The sequence below is a fragment of the Acinetobacter tandoii DSM 14970 = CIP 107469 genome, assembly GCF_000400735.1.
Classification (GTDB): Bacteria; Pseudomonadota; Gammaproteobacteria; order Pseudomonadales; family Moraxellaceae; genus Acinetobacter; species Acinetobacter tandoii.
In genome coordinates, this window is record NZ_KE007359.1 from 63,478 (window position 1) to 85,326 (window position 21,849).

General features: G+C 38.1%; 14 protein-coding genes. 8 read left to right on the forward strand and 6 right to left on the reverse strand.

Translation table 11 applies throughout. From position 1 onward, the window contains the following. Positions 1-3: 3 nt before the first annotated feature. From I593_RS00470 to I593_RS00490, 5 genes are read right to left on the reverse strand one after another with little or no spacing between them, the layout of a single operon-like run. Positions 4-1,128 carry an ABC transporter permease gene (locus I593_RS00470; protein ID WP_016165638.1) on the reverse strand — a complete coding sequence of 375 codons (1,125 nt, stop codon included), beginning with the start codon at positions 1,126-1,128 and terminating at the stop codon, positions 4-6. Position 1,129: 1 nt separating this feature from the next. Further along, on the reverse strand, positions 1,130-3,886 hold the full coding sequence (rbbA, locus tag I593_RS00475; RefSeq protein WP_016165639.1) for a ribosome-associated ATPase/putative transporter RbbA: 2,757 nt from the start codon (positions 3,884-3,886) through the stop codon (positions 1,130-1,132). After that, positions 3,883-4,941, reverse strand: coding sequence for an HlyD family secretion protein (locus tag I593_RS00480; RefSeq protein WP_005137629.1), 1,059 nt, complete (start codon positions 4,939-4,941; stop codon positions 3,883-3,885). Before I593_RS00480 ends, rbbA begins: the two co-directional genes overlap by 4 nt. 18 nt (positions 4,942-4,959) lie before the next feature. Next, positions 4,960-6,357, reverse strand: coding sequence for an efflux transporter outer membrane subunit (locus I593_RS00485; protein WP_016165640.1), 1,398 nt, complete (start codon positions 6,355-6,357; stop codon positions 4,960-4,962). Between the two features lie 4 nt (positions 6,358-6,361). Beyond that, on the reverse strand, positions 6,362-7,057 hold the full coding sequence (locus I593_RS00490) for a TetR/AcrR family transcriptional regulator (RefSeq protein ID WP_016165641.1): 696 nt from the start codon (positions 7,055-7,057) through the stop codon (positions 6,362-6,364). A 303-nt stretch (positions 7,058-7,360) separates the two neighbouring features. Between I593_RS00490 and I593_RS00495 the strand changes: the two genes are divergently transcribed. The 8 genes from I593_RS00495 (at position 7,361) to I593_RS00530 (ending at position 18,361) form a co-directional block, all read left to right on the forward strand. Next, positions 7,361-8,779, forward strand: a complete 1,419-nt coding sequence (locus I593_RS00495) for a hypothetical protein (protein ID WP_016165642.1) — start codon at positions 7,361-7,363, stop codon at positions 8,777-8,779. Between the two features lie 553 nt (positions 8,780-9,332). Further along, on the forward strand, positions 9,333-10,001 hold the full coding sequence (locus tag I593_RS00500) for a hypothetical protein (protein ID WP_010588950.1): 669 nt from the start codon (positions 9,333-9,335) through the stop codon (positions 9,999-10,001). Continuing rightward, positions 10,001-12,328: a hypothetical protein gene (locus I593_RS00505; RefSeq protein ID WP_004907117.1), complete on the forward strand. Its 2,328-nt coding sequence runs from the start codon at positions 10,001-10,003 to the stop codon at positions 12,326-12,328. Before I593_RS00500 ends, I593_RS00505 begins: the two co-directional genes overlap by 1 nt. Beyond that, complete coding sequence (locus tag I593_RS00510) at positions 12,312-15,527, forward strand: tyrosine-type recombinase/integrase (RefSeq protein WP_004907120.1); 3,216 nt, start codon at positions 12,312-12,314, stop codon at positions 15,525-15,527. The genes I593_RS00505 and I593_RS00510 overlap by 17 nt, the downstream gene beginning before the upstream one ends. A gap of 130 nt (positions 15,528-15,657) precedes the next feature. Next, positions 15,658-16,020, forward strand: a complete 363-nt coding sequence (locus I593_RS00515; RefSeq protein WP_004907123.1) for an MbcA/ParS/Xre antitoxin family protein — start codon at positions 15,658-15,660, stop codon at positions 16,018-16,020. Between the two features lie 295 nt (positions 16,021-16,315). Further along, entirely contained in the window at positions 16,316-16,576 is a 261-nt protein-coding gene (locus tag I593_RS00520) for a helix-turn-helix domain-containing protein (RefSeq protein ID WP_004907126.1), read from the forward strand. 190 nt (positions 16,577-16,766) lie between these two features. Further along, a complete protein-coding gene (locus I593_RS00525; protein ID WP_004282130.1) occupies positions 16,767-17,075 on the forward strand; it encodes a helix-turn-helix transcriptional regulator in 309 nt (102 codons plus the stop codon). Further along, positions 17,072-18,361 carry a type II toxin-antitoxin system HipA family toxin gene (locus I593_RS00530; RefSeq protein ID WP_004985749.1) on the forward strand — a complete coding sequence of 430 codons (1,290 nt, stop codon included), beginning with the start codon at positions 17,072-17,074 and terminating at the stop codon, positions 18,359-18,361. Before I593_RS00525 ends, I593_RS00530 begins: the two co-directional genes overlap by 4 nt. 17 nt (positions 18,362-18,378) lie before the next feature. On the opposite strand, the gene I593_RS00535 is transcribed toward I593_RS00530, so the two are convergent. Beyond that, positions 18,379-21,726: a DEAD/DEAH box helicase gene (locus I593_RS00535; protein WP_004985750.1), complete on the reverse strand. Its 3,348-nt coding sequence runs from the start codon at positions 21,724-21,726 to the stop codon at positions 18,379-18,381. Between the last annotated feature and the right edge of the window lie 123 nt (positions 21,727-21,849).

The window sequence follows — 21,849 nt, forward strand, 5'->3', positions numbered from 1 at the left end:
TCTTTACGCCATGGTATGAATCGTGTCTTTAAAGCGCTTCCAAGACACATAAAAAAACACTGACGCAATACCTAACAACCATACAAATGATGGCCACACCACATCGAATCCTGCATTACGGTATAAAATGGCCTGAGCCAAAGAGACGAAGTGTGTAGTTGGGGCAATCATCATGACCTGCTGCACAATTTCCGGCATGCTTTCGCGTGGAGTAGATCCGCCTGACAGCATTTGCATTGGAATTAGTACCAGCATCATTAACAAACCAAACTGCGGCATAGATTTTGAAACGGTTGCCATATAAATACCCATCGAAGTGGTTGCAAACAGTGTGAGTAAGGCGCCAAAGAAAAAGAGCGGCAAACTACCATCAATCGGGACATGCAATACACCCTGAATCACGACTTTTAAGCCAACAAATACTGCGATCAATACCACAAGACTCATTGACCAGACTTTGGACATCATGATTTCAAATACCGTTACTGGCATCACCATCAAATGTTCAATGGTGCCATGCTCACGTTCACGAATCAGCGCTGCACCAGTCAGAATAATTGAAAGCATTGCCACGTTATTAATAATCTGCATGACACTCATAAACCATTGATTTTCCAGTGTTGGATTAAAACGGGAGCGTATCGCCAAATCTATAGGCAGATTAGTAACTTCACGGTTACGCAGCACATATTCATTCACTTCAGACTGAATCATCTGCTGAATATAGCCTGCGCCCGACATGGCTTGAATCATACGAGTCGCATCAACATTCACTTGAATCTCTGCACTTTCGCCAGACAATACATCTTGCTGAAAATTGGGTGGAATATTTACTGCAAAAGTAAACTCACCTGCATCCATACCCGCATCCATCGTGCTAAGCGTTGTGGTTTTACTGGTAAAATTCGGAGGATAAAATGTTGAAGAAATCCGTTCCGACAAAGTTGAATGATCCTCATCAATAATCGCAATCGGCGCCATATTCAATGTTTCTTTTACAGCAGTTGATGATGTGTAAACTGATACAGTAAAGGTGTAAATAATTAACACCAACATGATTGGATCGCGCCAGAGACTCCAAAGCTCTTTACAGCCGAGCTGGTAGATATTCTGTAATTTTGTGAACATCTTATTGCTCCTGTTTCTTCAGCAAGGCAATAGCAGCAAACATTACTACCGGAACAGCCATGGCCATGATCCAAATGGCCTGTTTCAAATCATCAAAGCCCAAACCTTTATTAAAAATTCCACGACTGATATTGACCATATGCGTTGCCGGATAAATTTCCCCAAACCAGCGTCCAAACCCATCCAAAGACGATACAGGATTGATAATTCCAGCAAACTGCATAACTGGTATCAAAGTCCCAATCATGACTAAAAACATTGAAGCAATCTGGCTTTTGGTAATAGTAGATGCCAATAGGCCCATACCTGTGGCAAAAATTACAAACAAAAAAGAAGCTAAGGTCAGAGCAAAGAAGCTACCTTTTACAGGTACATCAAATAAAGTAACCATGACCAAACACATAAGGAAATAGTTCAACATTGCCAACAAGATATATGGAATCTGTTTACCAATTAAAAATTCTGTCCGCGTCACTGGTGTGACATACAAATTCACAATCGAACCTAATTCTTTTTCTCGCACCACAGATAAAGCAGTCAACATGGCAGGAATCAACAGTAATAATAAAGGCAATACTGCGGGGGTCATCGCAGGTAAACTTTTAATATCTGGGTTATAGCGGTAACGAGTTTCAACACTCACAGTACTAGATGTTTTATAACCACTTTGTTCCAATGCTTTTTGCATCAGCCAATACGTGTGAATCCCCTGCACATAACCTTGCACAGTTTCTGCACGCTGTGGCATCGCACCATCAATCCACGCAGCGACTTGCACCTGTTCACCACGAGCAACATCACGAGCAAAATTTGGCGGAATTTCTATCGCCAAGGAAATATCCCCACTACGCATACGCTGATCAATATCATCATAGCTTTGCAGCGCTGGCTGTTCGATAAAATAACGCGACCCTGCAATACTCATGCTGTAGTTTTGACTTAAGCTCGTTTGGTCACGATCCAACACAGCGAATTTGAGGTCTTCAACATCCATGGTGATGCCGTAGCCCATGACCAGCAGTAAAATTAATGACCCCATTAAAGCCATGGTGGCGCGAATCGGATCACGCGCCAACTCCAAAGATTCACGCCAGGCAACACTCAATAACCGGCGCAAACTGAATTTTTTTGGCTTGGCATTCAGTTCTTTACTGCCATTTGTTTCAGCAATACTTTTCGCCAAATCATTGGGCTGATCTTTAGTGCCTGCACCAGCATCAATCAAATAACCGATAAAAGCTTCTTCAAGTGTTTCAGCATGGCGGTTTTTTATCAGCTGTGCTGGTGACGCACTGTCAAGCACTCGTCCAGCGTGCATCATTGACATTCGGTCACAGCGCAACGCTTCGTTCATAAAATGAGTTGAAATAAAGATCGTGACCCCATCATTACGCGACAAATTGATTAAATAGCGCCAGAAATTATCACGCGCAATCGGGTCAACCCCAGATGTTGGTTCATCCAGAATTAAAATTTCAGGATTATGCACCAGTGCCACTGCGAGTGATAAACGCTGACGAACCCCCAAGGGCAAATCATCAGGCAGTTTTTCTTTCACATTCTCAAGATCAAAACGCTCGAGCATCAGTTGTACACGCGGCTCAATTTGCTCTTGTGGCACATGAAATAATTTGGCATGCAATACCAAATTCTGCACAATAGTCAGTTCGCTATACAGGGAAAAAGCCTGCGACATATAGCCCACACGACGCCGGGTTTCAATATTGCTGCCTTCAACGGGCTGACCAAACAGCCATGCCTGCCCTTCCGATGCTTCTAAGAGGCCCGTCAGCACTTTCATGGTGGTAGATTTACCGCAGCCATTTGAACCTAGAAAGCCAAAAATCTCACCACGTTTAATTTGAAAATTAACATGATCTACAGCAGTAAAATCTCCGAATTTTACTGTTAAATCTTTCGCTTCAAGTGCAAAGGTATCTGAACCATAATCTGGCAAGGGCGGGATCACGACAGGTTCATAACCGGCTTTTTTTTCTTCTGGCAGCAATTTAATAAATGCATCTTCTAAGCTGATGCTTTGGGTTTGACTGAGCAGCTCCTGCGGTGTGCCAGTTTTTAAAATTTCCCCATCATCCATCATTGCAAGCCAGTCGAAACCTTGTGCCTCATCCATATAAGCAGTAGCAACAATTACACTCATATGTGGACGAACTTTGCGAATACGGTTAATTAATTCCCAAAATTGCGCTCGCGCCAAAGGGTCAACCCCTGTTGTAGGCTCATCTAAAATCAGAAAATCCGGATCATGAATTAAAGAGCAGCATAGACTCAATTTCTGCTTCATCCCGCCAGAAAGTTTTCCTGCTGGGCGATCTAAAAAATTGTATAAACCTGTACTCTTGGTCAGTTCATCAATTCGTTTGCGGCGCTCGATGGCATCATGTCCAAATAACCGGGCCACAAATTGTAAATTTTCTTCAACAGTTAATGTTTTATAGAGGTTTTTTCCTAGACCCTGCGGCATATAGGCAATATATGGGCAGACCTGAATTCGATGATATTTATCTGCAATATCACCACCCAAGACTGTTACTTTCCCCTGCTGCACAATTTTAGCACCTGACAGCAAAGCCAATAAGCTAGATTTACCTACCCCATCTGGACCAATCAAACCAATCATGCAACCTGCAGGTAACGTTAACGACACTTTATTAAGCGCGACTGTTTTTCCATATTTCAGGCTGACATTTTCAATTTCTGCAACAAACGATCCTTTTTCAGATTGTTGTGTCATCATTTAGCTTTTTTCTCTAAAAATGTCGGCCACACTGCCTGATCATCAATTTTGATATATGCCACACCCGGCAAACCTGTTTTGACTTGTTCAATATTATTGTTTAATAAAGTCGGATCAATTTTCGCTTTAACACGGAACATCAATTTTTGGCGTTCGCTTTCAGTTTCCACCGATTTTGGTGTGAACTGTGCAGTATCTGCAACAAATGACACTTTGGCAGGAATCACCACATTTTTCGCGGCATCCAACACAATGCGAACTTCTGTACCAATGGCGATATGCCCTGCGACAGTTTCCGGCAAAAAGAAGGTCATATACACATCAGACAGATCAATCAGATTTAAAACACGTCCACCTGCTGCCACCAATTCACCCGGCTGTGCAACACGGAACTGCACTCTTGCTTTTAATGGAGCACGTAATTGCGCATCATCCATATCAAATTTAATACGTTCAATCGATGCTTTGATTGCATCAACTTGAGAATGAGCCGCTGAAACTTGACTTTTAGAGGCCACGATCGCACCTTGCGCACTTTGCACTTGTGCTTTAGCTGCGCTTAATACCGCTGCTACTTGCTGCGCAGAGGCACGTTCATCATCGAGTTGCTGCTTTGATGAGGCTCCCTCTTTGGCTAAAACCTCAGTACGCGCCAAACGGTTTTTAGCGGCCATCAATTCGGTTTCACGCTGCTGTACCATTGCCTCAGCAGCAGATTTTTCACTAATGCGCATTGACACTTGTGCTTCCGCTGTCGCAATCGCATCCTGGGCTTGACGCTGTTGTGCTTCCAATTCACGCAATTGGGCCTCTAAAGCAGAAATTTTAACCCGCGCCAAGATTTGACCAGGCTCGACAAAGTCACCTTCTTTAACCAAAATTTCTTCTAACTGACCAGATAGCTTACTAGATACGTTAATTTCAGTGGCTTCAATACGTCCATTGCCACTGACTAAGGCATCAGTGTCTGGCTTATTCATATTTTTCCAGATCAGATAAGCGACCAACCCTAAAACAACGATGAACCCAGCAATGGTTATTTTCTTAAAATTCATGTTTAATTACCCAATATTTTAAATTTTTTTTGCAAATGCGGTGTCACCACCCAAGGCAAAATAAAGACTGACATAGGACTGCATTAAGCTACTTTGCGTTTCAATCCATTGCTGTTCTGCACTAAGTAAATTGCGCTGTGCATCCAAAACGTCTAAATATCCCACAGCACCGTTGTCATAACGCAGTTGTGCCAGCCGTGCAGTTTCCTGGAAAGCACTGAGTCCTTGTTTCTGAATCCGTAATTGTTGATCTAAATATTTCTGTTGAACCAGTGCATCAGAGACTTCACGGAATGCGTTCTGTACCGTCTTTTCATACTCTGCCACTGCAATCTCTTTACGCACTTCTGCTAAGGTCAAATTATTTTTTAGACGACCCGCAGTAAAAATCGGCACACTGATACTTGGAGCAAACGACCAAACACTGCTGCCAGATTTAAATAAATCGTCTAAATCTGCACTGGCTGTTCCAAAACTGCCCGTCAGTGCGATACGTGGAAAAAATGCTGCGCGTGCCGCATAGATATTGGCATGCTTAGATTTAAGCATTGCTTCCGCAGCATGAATATCAGGACGGTTCAACAATAAGTCTGAAGGCAAACCCGTTTGTAGCATACTTGTTTTAAAAGTCACTTGATCTAAATCTGTTTTAGGCAAAGAAATCGGCTGTCCCACCAATTGCACTAAATAGTTTGCAGTCAGTGCACGGGATTTCTGTATTTCAGCCACTAAAGCTTGACCATTACTGAGCATTGTTTTTGCTTGCATGTATTCCACTTTAGAGCCTGCACCCACCTCAAAACGGCGCTTAAAAATTCGTACTGATTTTTCATAATTCTGTACAGAGCGCTGAGCAAAATGGATGCGTTTATCCAGTTCAGATAACGTTAAATAACTTTGAACAGTTTGCTGCATAATACTATTGCGTGCTGCACGCACATTGCTTTCAACTGCAAGAAATTGCTGCAAAGCCGCTTCATTCAAGCTGCGGATACGACCCCACAAATCCAGCTCCCATTGGTTCATGCCAAGACCCACAGAATACTGACTGGATGTCACTTCTCTACCGACATAAGATAAGTCGGCAGGCACATGACTGCGTTCCATGCTCGCAGTACCACCTATATTCGGAAAAAGTTCAGCACGTTGAATGTTATAAGCCGCTTGTGCTTCATGCATACGTAATGAAGCAATCTTTAAATCCTGATTCGCCACTAGTGCCAGATCGACAATATTAATAAGTTGTTGATCTTTGACATAATCAATCCAAGAAAGTGCTTGGTAAGAGTGCTGAGTTTGAATCGGATAATTATGAGATAAAGAAATTTTAGGCTTTTGATAAGGATCTATTTGTTGACAACCAGTAATACTGAATATAATTAAAAAACTACTATATTTTAATTGGGTAAATTGCATAATATTATTCACCCCAAAAATTAACAGAATGATAAAAATGAGAATTTGAAAACATATTTTTTAAATGAATATAAACTAACTGCTTCAATCTAATTTCAATATTAAAATTAGGATCTACCATCCAGTTATGAACTAAACCCATCAATGATGTTTTAATAAAATCATGTACCATTTCAATATCTACATTTCGTGATAATTCCTCTAGAGCTAATGCTTCTTTAAGCCATTTAATAATGTTTTCCTCACGCATATTATGAGATCTTACCAGATATTCATTTAAAATTTTATTTTGCTCTAAACCATAAAATCTCAACCAAAAATATGCTCTATATTTTTCACGATACAAATAAAAATCATCTGAAATACTTAAAATAAATGAATTAATAGCATCTAAACCATATTTATTATTAGTTGCAATTTTAGATTTCTCATTTAACCAGTTTTCCAAATAATTTAAAACTCGAACAAGTAATTGATCCTTAGAACCATAGCGCCGAGAAACTAAACCGCGACTGTATCCAGCATTCACACCTACTGCCTCTAATGTAACTGCATTAACGCCACCTTCTGATAGAAGCTTAATAGTCTGATTCACCATCTTAAAATCAGATTCAATTGCTCTAACCTGTGTCTTTTTCTTAAAAAAATCATTATTCAAGTTTTCTTTATGTTCTAAAACAGTTGAAATCTCAAGACTCACAACAGCCCCCTTCCAAAGACATATAAAAATATTGCTGTCAACAAATTTTCTGAAAAGAATATAAACTTAAAATAATAAAAGGTCAAAATTTATATTATAATATTTTAAATATCAATAAATAACAATAACTTATATTAAACATACTAATAAAAATAATAATAAAAAATACCGATCTTTTTAGTCGGCTTTGTTTCAATGGCACAAAAAAAGTTGTTGCAAAACAACTTTAACCATAAAAAAATAACATTGACTGTAACTGAATTTATAATTATTTTATTAAAATTTTTTTAAACGAGACTTAAAATGAATTATCAAGACCTCTCCATTAAATTAATTCAAGAACAATATAAACTCAAGAATTCTAAATCAAAAAGTATATTAGTAATAATTGGCGGAATTGAACTAACGCGAAAAAATCAATCAATCAAAAAGCTAAGTGAATTAATGGATCCTAGATATTTAAAAATTAAGGCTGAAACCCCAAATAGAGTCAAAGAAAATAAATTAATTTGGCAACCATACATAAATGACATTCCAAAAAATGGACAAATCCTGTTTTTTTATGGGAATTGGTATACTGATTTACTAGCGTCAACTATATTAAATGATGAAAAAATACAAAATAATGCATTCAACGAACACTTAAAGCGTATATATGAATTTGAAAGTTACTTAAAAAATAATAATGTAGATATTATTAAAGTTTGGTTTGATGTTTCATGGAGCAAAGTAAAAATTCGCACAAAAAATATTGATATTATTAATAAAATCCAAAGAGTTCCACGTTTTACATGGGATGATTTTCCACAAAAAAAATGGAAAACTAAAACCTTATACAATCAAATTCAAACTTTAAGAAATAGATTCACCCACGATTGGGTAATCATTAATAGTGAAAACAATATAGAAAGAAATACACAATTTTCTCAATTAATACTTAAACATCTAAAACTACCACCTGTACAAATTAAGAGTAAATTAAAATATCAGGCGGCACCTATTCCTTCAAGTTTAACTCAAATAAAAAAAAGTGAAATTAGCCACATAGAGTATAAAAAAACCATTAAACAACTAGAAAGGAAAGTCGCAGATGTTCTACGTTATTCATCACATAACGTTGTATTAGTTTTTGAAGGTATGGATGCCGCAGGTAAAGGCAGTTCAATTAAGCGCATCATTAAATTTCTAGGGCTACACGAATATAATATTCATAGTATTTCAGCACCAGAAAATTTTGAACGATTACGTCCTTATTTGTGGCGTTTTTGGAATAAGCATTCAACGAATGGGGCACTTAATATTTTTGATCGCAGCTGGTATGGACGTGTACTTGTAGAACGTGTAGAAGATTTAATTAACCCAATAGAATGGCAAAATGCTTATGAAGAAATAAATCAGTACGAAAAACAACTGTCTGATACAAATACAATTGTTATAAAATTTTGGCTAGCAATTTCAAAAGATGAACAATTACGTCGTTTTTACAAGCGAAAAAATACACCTCAAAAAAGCTTCAAATTAACAGAAGATGATTGGCGTAATAGAGAAAAGTGGGATGCCTACTTACAAGCAGCATCAGATATGTTCAAATATACGAGCACAGATATTTCTCCTTGGCACATCATTGCCAATGATAGTAAATATGCTGCACGAATTGAAATTTTGCAAACTATCCTTCATAGCGTACAAAATAAAAATTTAGGTCACTTAGAAAACTTATAAGATTATATAAAGATATTTTATAATCAAATCAGGTGCCATTAGCATCTCGAAAGAATGAGTCCAAAAGCATTTGAAACAGGGCAGAATGAGGCTGTCTCATACTGGGATAACTAGAGCTGTCCCCTATGAACTCAAAATAATAGCCCTCTAGGTAAAGAGGTCCATTTTAATTTTGAGGCTGTATTAATTTAATATTCAACTTCTTTCAGTTCTTTAGCTAATAAAAATTTCCAAGCTCCGTTTTCATCAGGCTTGAAACTATACCTCCAATGTGCGAATAAGGCTGAAAACTCAAGTGGGAGATTGATTGCATAGAATATCTGTAACAACTTCTACCTGTTTCAATTGTTTAATTTCCCAAGTAAGAACCTCTATATCTTCAAATATACAGCATGTTATAGGTTGTTATTTAGTTCTTAAAATTATATAAAAATAACAATATATTGTATATTAATTGTAAATATACACAAGATATGGGGTATATCAATCTTGTTTAATATTTCAAAAAATTATAAGAATATTCAATTGATTGTTTTTTACACTTATGGGGACTATGGAAACGGCTTTTGATTTCAATGAAAAATTTGGCACACCTAAAAAATTGTTGTGTAAAAATTTTAATAAAATCCAAATCAGTGTACATCCTTATTTTTCTGGAATTTATCTTTGCTATCAAGAGGCTTTTAAATCCTTAAAAACTGATTTGTCTACATTAAATCCAAGTCTCGAACTTCACGTATGGAAAGATCCTAATTTCTCTGGTTTTACCATTACAAATAATTTTCAGTGGTTTCTATATTGGTCTCAGCATATACCAAAAAATATTAACGTACTTGTTCATTCTTTTCCTCAAGATGAGGACAAAATTGAGCTATTAAAAAAAGTGGCAAGTTCAGAATTCATAAAATTTCTGTCCTTTTATCATGAACTGGACCGACTTAACCCTAAAAAAATGCAATCGCTGATTAATGCCCATATTTCATCTGAAGTTATCCTGGCTTTAAACAAAGAAAATTCTTTCAAACCTCACCGTACTATGAGCTTGGATCTGCTTGCAGAACTGCTGTCATGCACACAAAATCAACTGAATTACCGCAATAAAGTTATAAACCGGAAAAGACAGAATGTGCTTGATCAACTGCAGCAAACCAGTGGAATTGTGCAGCAGCTTCTAAACAATCCCGACTTCGTTCTCACGCCAGATCAGCTATGGAAAGCATAATGTCAGAATCTAACCCAAGCCATCAAAATGCTGCTGATATTACGCGGGTATCATTAAAACAGACACTGGAAAAACTCTTTGGTGACGAGCAGCTCCAACGTACCAAACATATTCAATATGTTGCTGATTTACTGATTTCATATCCAACTGATCAATGTCTGGAAGGGCTGAATCTCGATCTATTAGATTTTGATCTAGAAACCAGTTCTGTTGTTGCTAGACCCGCTGCCTTGGTCTCCTCTCGAAAACATACTGTTCGCGCAACACCAGTCACTTGGTATGTGAACTCAATTGCACAATTAGCAAAGTCAGAAGAAAATGCGTTAATCTGGAATATCCTGGTCTTAAAAGCAGCAGTTTACCTAATTGCGCTTCCAGACATTCAACCTGAACTTTTTAAAGATGATCACACAGAACATTTCAACACTGTAAAACGTTTATTCCAGCGCTTCCGTACCGCCAATCGGGTTCTGAGTTCCGAAAAAGAATATCAAAATACTCCTGAATATATGCTTCTTTGGAAAAAGTATCTTAAAGATCCATCCCTTTCCTTAGTTGAATTTATTCGGTATTTGAATGAGGTTATTGATGAAGAACGTGATAAAGAGTCATCTAATGATTTTATGCAAAACCTGCTCAAAGTGATCCGCATCACCTTTAATTATGTTTTGGAAAATAAAGCAAAAATTGCCAAAGAGAGCATCGAGACTCAACTGCAACATGAATTTTTAGACGAAGATCAGCTGATTGTAGAAAGTTCAGAAATTAAAAAAGGGCAAAAATCTAAAGCTCTCAATATAGAAAAACAACTAGATGACCAAGATACACGTCAAATACTTGTAGACCCAACCATCGTTACCCCTCTGGCTGAATATTCAGAATCCAGCCAGAGCTATGTGCTGCCTCTGGTTGCCAAACATATTCAACGAAAAGAACATTTGCTGCCATACAGCAGCCTCTTTCCTAATATCACAAGTATAAGTGCTCTACTTACTGAACTATATAAAAATTACATTGTTGAAATTGAAGAAGACTCTAAAGACAAGGATAAAGAAACCAAAAAAAAGAAGGCATCCTTGATCCTGATGCTGTCATTTCTGACCGGAAATAAAATCCAGGAGTGGCTACATCTACAAAGTAAACGTGCTAAAAAATTGAATTCTCGCCAACAGATCAAGCAAAGCAATGGGCAATATTTTCTGAGAAGTAAATTTTCAATTTTTGAAAATAAGGATTTTGCTTATCCAGATGGCTTGCTCAACCAAACAGTTCATCTGGACATCCCGATCCCGAATTCATTTATTGCTTCGCTACGAGATGGTAACACCGTTACGGAAGAGGACATTCAGCAACATTTGAAACAGCTGAGAGCCAAACTTTATATTCCAAAATTATCATTAATAAGAATTAGCTCTCTTTTACATCAGACTATTTTGCAACGCACTGGAAATAAACAGCTTGCTGACCTTCTCACCGGTATTGATGCAAATAAGTCTTCTTCTACTTCTTATTGTCATCAAAATATCCTGACTTTACAGACTGAATATGTCTCAATTTTAAAAGAGCTGTGTGAGTCGTTATCCGATGACTACCAGAATATCGAATATGCTGCAGAAAAAAACTTTGGTAGCCGCAAAGCACCTACTTCAAATGTGATTCAAAATATCTTTGCCACACTCAAATTCAGAATAATTTCACAAAAAGAAGACGACTGGATAGCAATTTTCAATCATTACAATCTGTGGATGTGGCATTTCTTGTTGCTCTTTACTGCTGCACGACCCGTCGCTGAATTTCCAGGTTTTTTAAAAAGCTTTAACCTGAAAAGAAAAATATGCATGGTTTCTGATAAAGAGGTGGGTGGGCGTCAAGGCTATGGACGTTTAATTCCACTGGGTCATTTTGTCGCACAAGAACTCCAGAAATTCATAGAATTTTTACATTATTTTAAAACTCAAATTGCTCCTAGTCAGCCAGAAATTCCACAATATATTCAACATATTTTAGAGAGCAAGCTTCCACTTTTGAATATCTTTCAGGATGGTCAATGGCACCCATTAAGGCCATCAATTGTAAAAAACTTTCATCCTGAGTTAGGTTTGGAGCATGAAAACTGGCACCGGCATACTGCCCGTGCGTTTCTCAGCAATAAAATTAACGAAATTGAAATTTTAGCTTTATTCGGTCATGAACCGATGCAGCAAGAAGCTGCTCATCCTTATTCCAGCTTATCTATTTCACAATATTCAAGCATTGCTCATATTCTTGAACAAATGAAAGATCATTTTAATATTACCGGTATTGAACTAGATGTCCTCACTCAATAAACGTACTAAGCAAACTCGAACACTATATGCCGAAGCACGTAGAAAACAAGACCGACTCGATCAGGAAAAACAGCTTCGAGCAGATGTAGAACAGGAGCTAATTCAATACTTCCAAGAACAAGATTTGGAACAAAAAGGGCATCTTGAATCCTTCTATCCAGCAATTTATGAGTTTATTAAACGCAAAGCTCCAAGCTTGGCCTGGAAAAAATATGCGCATGAATTTTTTCGGTCATATATCAAGCAAATCAATTTAAATCGTCGTGAGACTTTGCCCCTACCAAATCTGACATTTGAGATGCAGCGTGATCAGCCGGTTTTTACAATGGACTGGATCGAGAAGGGACATCAGGTTGATGAAGTTCTTGATAAGCTTTGGGACTACTGGATTCTAGCGAAAGATAGCAAGACATTTTCTGATGATGAAATCATTGGAAATATTGTTATTTCTGCCCTGCTTTACTCAGGCTTAAATCAAAAATCCTCTTTAGAAGCTTTGCTTGAACACTTAAAAGATCCGGCAAAAATCAGAAAGATCGAAGATCTGAACATTATATTTTTAGAACCGCTCTCCCCCTCTTATGGAGATCTCTTTATTGATGAAAAAACCATCCGTAAATCGCGTAATTTTATTCCGGATCAAATTACACGCTTATGGTTAATTCATTTTAATAGCAGAAATATTCGTACAGTAAACCAGAATGTAGAAGACTATCTACAGCTTATTTTTAATAAGATTAAGTTACCATTTAATCTCAAAACTTATAAATTGTTACGCGACTACGCCAACTTTAACTGGATGCAACTCCCGAAAGTTGACATTGATCCTGCACTTTCACAATGCCTCATTGAGAATACTGCAACCTGTGGCTTATCAGAAATAGAATTTGAAAGATTTCTTCATCCAAAATTTAAATATCAGCAGGACACTCTTACTGATTCAAATGTAGAAAAATCACCATCTACTGTGAGGGAATCCTACTCTAATGATGACATTCAGCAAGCCTTGGATGATGTTATAAAGATTCACAAAGACCTTTTACAACTGATTCGTACATCACAAACTGATCAAAGTATCGATGCATTAATCATTAAATATTGCATTGAAAATACTAATAAATTTAATGAGTATAGTAAACGTGTCGCCTTATGGCTCATCAGCCTTTATAAACCAGAATTAGAACAGATTCAGCCACTGGCTGAACGTTTTAATTTTTGCGTAAACCAATTTCAAAAATCGTTTCAGCAGAATAAGCGTTTAAAAGACGGTTCGATTTACACTTATTATTCGCGTATTGCCGAGCCTTGGCTAACCCATTCTTTACAATATCTAGATAGCGAAGATGATCTGAATACGATACTGGCTAATATCTATCAGCAAATCATTACGAATACCCGACTTGCAGATGAGGCAGGCGAGCTTAACTTTAAAAAATCCAGTGGTCAGACCGTCAGAATGTTGAAACGCTTCCATAGCTTTCAACAAACAGTTTTTGACGCTGAGTCTCTCGAATTAGAGTCAATTGCCATACAAAACAGACCGAGAGCACGTATCATTGGTCCCATGACTTATCAAGCTTTCATGAACAAGTTAGATACCTTATTTTCAGGGGCTAATAGTCAAGAAAATACGTATAAGACATTAAAAATCATCTATATTTTAGCTTACCGTACCGGTATGCGTATTAATGAAATTCTCGGCTTACGTGTGCGGGATATCGAGGGCTTGAGCTGTTTATCCGTTTGGATTCAGCCCTACGGCTCAAAAAAGAAAGGAAACTTACATCAACTTAAAACAGATAGTGCTGAACGCAAAGTCCCTGTATATTGCTTATTAAAAACCGATGAATATCAAATATTTCATAATCATGTAGTCGAGCAACGATTACTCAATCAGGAAAACTTATACCTATTCAGCAACTGGAATGAAAATAGCAAGCTGAACAAACATACGGTGACAACACCTTTCAGAATGATTATGAACGAGCTTTTTAAAACTCATGACTATTCTTTTCACTCATTTCGACACACGGCTGCCAATCACTTATCCATTCTGCTCAACTGCGATTATGCTCCACTGGTCAAGAATCTTACGGATTATACTGCAGAAGAATATCAGTCCATTCGGACAGAGTTACTCCGTAATACGCATGGTCAAAATCATTGGTTTATGATTGCCCATTTACTGGGTCACATTGACCCTACGGAAACCTTTAAAAGCTATATTCATCTGAGCTACCTGATCGCTGGACATAAAATACTGCAATATCACCCAGACATAGATACTCAATTAGCAAAGAAAATGATGGGCTACCTGCCTTCTTTCAAATTTTTAAACACAGTAAAAGATTCTGCTCCATTCAATTTCGAAAAACATGCTGTCCATTTAAGTCAGCAGTTACTCAACGATCAAACTGACTGGTTAAAAAGTAACGTAGAAGATATTCTAGATGAGGTTTCATTTAACGCTCAGCCTCATGATTTTTTTAAATATTTTGCAGGAACAAAGGAATCCAAAATTTCATTTGCATGGTTTTTTAAATGCTTAAATTTACTGGAAATTCATCATGATCCAGATCTAGTCTCAAAGGAAATGTGTTTACCTGTAGAACTGGTTAACTACTGGTATGAAAATGCAAAACAACTAGGCCAGCTCAAGTCTCAAAAAAATAACCCAAGATTATTTGATCTCAACAACACAAATCATCTGGATAAACCTTTGAAACCCGCCATGATAGATACCGTTGAAGAGCGCACAGCAAGGAACTATTTTTTTGAAAATATTCAAAATATATTTGAAAAAAAGCCAGATCAAATAAAAGCGGTGCTTGAGACATTTTTAAGTCGTGTTACAGTTTCTCATACCGGCATTCATTATCGATGGAATAAAATCGATCAATTGGAATCATTTTATTCCAAGGTAAAAGACCTGTTTCCCCATCAATTTTGGCATTTGCTTGGACAAGACTTGGTACAATTGTTAGATAAAAAGAAACAACCTTTATTACTGAAGCTGACTAAATCGAGCACAACAGAGCATCCTACGACTCAAGAAGATTATGTTCGTCTCCAGCTTTACTCAACAAAAGATGCCAAAGCACTGGCAGCGTTTAAATTCTGTTTACATTTAGCCTGTATCGGTAGACCTCGATCTCTTGAACTCCAAGTTGCAGGACTAGAAATCACTACATGCTGTTAAATAATTTAACCGTTGTTTCCTTATCTAAAGTCAAATTTAATATATCTTTAGTAAAAATTGGATGTCTGATCAACGATAATTAAATAGTATAAACTCTATGAATTAGCAGCGTCTGAAACAGGGATCAGTCATGCGTACAACATCAGAAAAAACTGCAAAACAGAAAATGATATTAGCTAAGGCAGTTTTAGCTGCTGCTGAGCGCCTTGGTCTTACACAAGATCAACTAGCCTTAATACTGAATATAGATTCAGTGAAAAAATTAACCTCTCTTGAATTAGATCCCACTTCAAAACAGGGAGAAATCGCCCTCACTTTAATCCGTATTACCACATCACTAGATGCTCTTACAGGTGGGGATACAGCCTGGATGCAGCATTTTATGAAATCACCCAATAAATTGATGAGTGGTATTCCAATAGAACAGATTCAGAACCCTCAAGGATTGGCCTCTGTTTTACAATTGGTGGAAGGTCTTCGGGCTAAACTTTAAGATAAGCAAAGTATTATAGAAAAATTTGAAAGTGATAGTCCTCTCCAATAATTCAAATGCGAGGTATAAGAATCCCCCTTCTTCTCAAGATGTATATGTCTGGCCTAATTCCGTCAATTAATTGCGAACTGCTGCTATATATTGGATTTTATTAACCTGATGCGAGGTAAATCCCCCTTATAAATTCAATAACTATTCAACAATCATTATAGAAGTTTGCTATATAGCAAACATTCACCATAATTAGTTAAAAGTTTGCTATATGGCTAACAAGTTTCGGGAGCGAAAAATTGATATGGCTACAAGAGGCGAAATAGGTAAAGAAATACGTTTGGCAAGAAAAGGATTAGGCTATACACAGAAAAGTCTTTCAGAAAAGACTAAAGTCAATAAAACAACAATTTCAGAGATAGAGAATGGCCGTTTTACAGGTTCATTTGACATATTTGAACGTGTGCTTGATGGCGTGGGTTTACAATTCGAAGTGAATAAAAAAAAGTTTAAATTGCCACAGTGGGATGAAATTGAAGAAATATTTTCAGAATATGATGAATGAAATTATTTACAGGCTCTTATCATTTGGTATTTACATCCAACAATGCAAAATCAACAACAACTTGAACACCCATTTCTCATACAAGTAGGGCTATTTTACAGATCGAAATGATAAATTCATAAATTGCTTTTCAAAAAAAAAGAAACTAATATGTTTCTTATAGGACCTAAAAGCAATAAATGTATCTACAATGAATAAGTCTTTACTTCAGCAAATCAAAAAAAGACGAACCCAATTGGGCTTAAAGCAAGTTGATATGCAATCCCGTACAGGCATTTCAAGACAGCAGTACCAAAAACTGGAAAGTCAGGGCAACCCTCGATTAGAGACCTTAGAAATTATAGCGGCAGGATTAAATGCTCAACTGATGCTCATCCCTGATGATAAGGTTCATTTGATCAGACAATTATTGAATGATGAAATTAAAGTCACTATTGAAGATCAGGATGACTTAATGACTAACCCATGGAAGGGTCTTCTCGGAGGAGAGGAACCATGAATACTGTTGCCGTCCTGAAATTAACATTACATCACGGTATCGTTGGATACTTGGCAGGATTTCAGAGCGGAAAAAATATTCTGGTTTTTACAGATTCTTTCCGCTTTGATCAGCAACGTCCGACCTTGAGCCTGCTGACTTCCCCCTTGTATCCTCAAGCGGATAAAATTTTAGAAAAGACCTATGTTACACATCAGCGCTTACACCCCTTGCTATCAAACTTGCTACCAGAAGGTGCATTACGTGAACTGATTGCACAAAGCCTCAAAGTACATATAGACAATGAATTTCAGTTATTGGCAGCTTTAGGTCATGATTTACCTGGAGCACTCATTGCGACTCCATTAGATCCAGAAGAAATTCCAGATGAAATAAAATTCAAACTGCAGATCTCGAATCCAGATCAAATTTTAAAGCAAGAGATTCGAACAGATAATAAGTTTTCCTTGGCCGGCGTCCAAATGAAGTTTTCCATGAAAGCCAAAGATGGGCGTTTTACACTAGCACAGGCAACGGAAACGACTCTACTCGGGGACTGGATTATCAAAACTCCTTCTTCCAGACATGCTTTTGTTCCGCTAAATGAATATTCTATGATGACCCTTGCCAAAACGGTCGGAATAGATGTCCCTGAGATTCGCTTGGTGGATATGGCCCTTTTACAAGACCTTCCACCATTAAATTTACCCCAAGAGCAATATGCTTTCGCAATCAAAAGATTTGATAGACAGAGTACTGCTGATACTACAGAGCTTATTCACATCGAAGATTTTGCTCAGATCTTCGGCGCATATCCACATCAGAAATACAGCACCACAAATTATGAGCAGATAGGAAAGATCATTTATCAATTATCAGATAACAAAATTATTGATATTCAGCAATTTGCCAGCCGTTTACTCATAAATATTTTACTCGCCAATGGAGATGCACACTTAAAGAACTGGAGTATGATTTATTACGATAAAAGTGCACCAAGATTATCACCCGCATACGATATATTAATGACCAGTGTATATATTGAAAATGAGCATCATTTCGCATTAAATCTTGCCAAAAATAAAGATTGGTATTTAGCTGAGATGAAGCATTTTAAGCAATGGGCAGAAAAAGTCGGCGTTCCATGGCGTATCATCGAGAAGCAACTTCACGATATTATGGATAATGCTCGATCATTATGGCCAGCGCTATTACTAGACTTACCTATGATTTCCGCTCATAAAGAAAAATTAAGAGAACATTGGAAAAAATTGCATCCGGACTTTCAGATACTTACAGATGATTAGGGTAATCTGAAACCAAACTAAAATTTCTCAAACAAGTTCATCACGTCATTTTCCGTCAGTTTCGCTTCGCCTTCATGATCTGTACTTAGAATAGAGTGTGCCAGTTCTGCTTTATTTTGCTGTAAGGCAAGAATTTTTTCTTCTATGCTTTTATTAGTAATCAGCTTATAGACAAATACCGGCTTGTCCTGTCCAATCCGCCATGCACGATCTGAAGCTTGATCTTCAGCAGCAGGGTTCCACCATGGATCATAGTGAATGACCGTATCTGCGGCAGTTAGATTCAAACCGACCCCTCCTGCTTTCAGACTGATTAAAAATACCGGCACTTGTCCAGACTGAAACGCTGTAATGACTTCATCTCGCTTTTTGGTCTTTCCAGTCAGCTTCACATAGCCAATTTCTGCGTGATGGAACTGTTGTTCAATCAGTTCCAACATTGAGGTAAACTGAGAGAAGATAAGAATTTTTCGCCCCTCTTCCACCATTGGAACGACCATATCCATCAACTGTTCAAGTTTGGCAGAATGCGCCTGCCCAATTTTCACTGAATCCAGCTTTAGTAAGCTAGGATGGCAGCACACCTGACGTAGCTTCAGTAAGGCATCTAAAATTTGAATTTGACTACGTTTAAAGCCTTTTTCTGCCACAATTTTCTGAATGCTTGCCTGCATCGTGGCACGAACAGCCTCATATAACTTGGATTGCTGGTCATTCATATCAATATTGACTTCAATCGTGGTTTTTTCTGGCAACTCTTTGGCTACGTCAGTTTTCAAGCGACGTAAAATGAAGGGCTTAATCCGGTTGACCAACTTTTGTCTTAACTGCTCATCACCGCGCTTTTCAATCGGATGACGGTACTTTTTATTAAAAATTTCTTGTGAATATAAAAATCCTGGCATCAGGAAATAAAATAGTGCCCACAGCTCACCCAAATGATTTTCCATAGGTGTACCGGTTAGACATAGACGATGTCGCGCTGTTAATTGCCGTACTACCTGTGCAGCTTTGGCGCGCGGATTTTTGATATTCTGCGCCTCATCCAAAATGAGTTGATGATATTCATATTGCTTTAGTTGCTCTTCATCTCTCGCCAGAAGCGGATAGGTGGTTAACACAATATCATAGTGCGGAATCTGCTCAAAATTCTGATGGCGGTCGGGCCCCTGTAGCAGCAATACCTTGAGCTCAGGGGTAAATTTCTCCGCTTCTTTGAACCAGTTATGCATCAGCGATGTGGGTGCAACAATTAAGGCGGGACTGTCCTGCAAATGACCAGCCTGCTTTTCCATGAGTAAGTGGGCTAAAGTTTGTGCTGTTTTCCCCAAGCCCATATCATCCGCCAGAATCCCGCCATGCTGGGTTTCCCTTAAAAACTGTAACCAGCCTAGGCCCTGCTGCTGGTATGGACGTAATTCCCCCTGAAAACCTTGTGGTGTCGGCAGTTGTTGCTGATAGCCTTGTTTGAATTTCTGCGCAAATTGCTGCAGGCGATTACTGACCTGCCACACCATCCCCAGATGATGCTGCAATTCTAATAATTGACTCGCATCATAGCGATCAATACTGCGCTCTTCTTGCTGTAAAATGCTCTGCAGATGCAACAATACCGGCTTAATATCCCTAGCGGATAGCGCCAAATCAGGTTGATCAACTGCAGTTTTCACGGTGAAAATTTGACTGTCATGCAGATGAATAAAAGTCCGTGGATCAAGTAAATCAGGATTTACTCGCACCAAAGCTACGAGCGCATCAAGCAAATTATAAGAATTGCCTGCACTGTCTTGAACCGTCGCCCCGATATTAAACCAGTCCTGCTGGCCTTCAGATTCAGTGATAGAAATATTTAAATTTTCAACATATTGCAGGTTAAAGGGGCTGTTTTCCAGATGCTCTATCTGCCAGCCCATCAACTCAATTTGATTGATGGGCATCAGCTGTTTGATCCAGTCTCCATAGAAAGCAAAAACCATAGAATCGAGACGTTGTTTATCCAGTTTTAATTGCTGGTCATAACTAAGATCTTTCACCCACTTCAGTGATTCGACCAATAGCTGTAAACGCTGGATTGACTGTTGTTCCTGAACTAAGTCCCGAAGCTGTCGCACCATTTTGCCATGCTGCTCACCAATAAAACTGTCGCCTGATGTACCTGCTTTTATTCTTCCGCCTGCATAGGAGAATTCAATTTCAGCACAAACAGACTCTTCCCATTTCCAATCAAATTTATCTAAAACACCGAAGCGTAAAATTGGCTGGGGACTACCCTCAAGGACATCAATATGCTGAATAGACTCGGGCTGAGGCAGATTTTTCACGTCTGAATATTGATGAGTCAGTTTCTCAAACTCTGGCAAGAGCATAGATGGAAGATCAGGCATCTGTAAAAAATGGTACAGAAGATTTGCCGTATATTCACCATATAACTGGCCCACCGTGTTCTGTTGAATATCCACATAACATGGTGGATGGCTCGCGAGAATCTGAATATGAGGATTTGATTTTAAATCGAGTCGAATATCACCATTGACCAATTCAATGTTTAAATGCTCTGTCTGTTTGTTTACACCTTGTTGCCAGATCAGTTCGATGTGATAGCCTTGTTCTGACCATTGAAGTGCAGTATGGCTCTTTTTTTGCCAGTATACATCGCCACTTTGAATAAAAGATTTGAAATGCTCCAATAAAATTCCGGAGATATCAAGATTGCTTTGATAAAAGCGTTCGTCGCTGTTTATTTTGGCGTAATAATAAATCTGGTTAAATAATTGTCGTTTTTGTTCAGGTAAGGTCAGATGCTTTCTGGTGATATTTTCATATTGGGTATAATAACTTTCCCCCGCAATTGAGCCGTTTTTATTGCGTCTGGCCTTCTGAACATCAACTGTCAATTTCTTTAAGCTGACCGACTGATCTAGCAGGTAAATTAAATAATTGTTTGTTTTGACAGATTGCTCTGGTTCAGTCTGTTGTAAATACCGTTTAAAATCATTCAACCAGCGCTGTGCCTGATCATCCCCACGTTGGCGCTTTGCGATTCCCTGCGGGGATTGAGAGTCAGCATAACGCTGCTGAAATTCCTGGCGATATTCCTGAAAGAATAACCGCGCTAAAGCAGCAGCATGTTTACAGTTATATCCAACCGGACAAGTGCAGTCGTCATCGATTAAACGGTCTTTTTGGGGATTATAGGTAATTGCAGTATCGTAATAATCTGTCCCTTCAATTTGGGCATACATCGTAACCCCATCTTTTTCCTCAAAGAACTCAATCGTTTCCCTATCAATGTGTTTAGCATAGCTCAGACTGCGCTGAAGAGTTGCAGTACTAAACCGAGATAGAAAATTGATCAATGAGGACATAATTACCAGAAACCAAAAATGTTTATACCTTTGTACACGACAAAAAAAGATAACTCATTGAAATAATGGCATAATACTTGTTTTCTGACGACGAATATGATGACACATTTCAATGAGTTACAT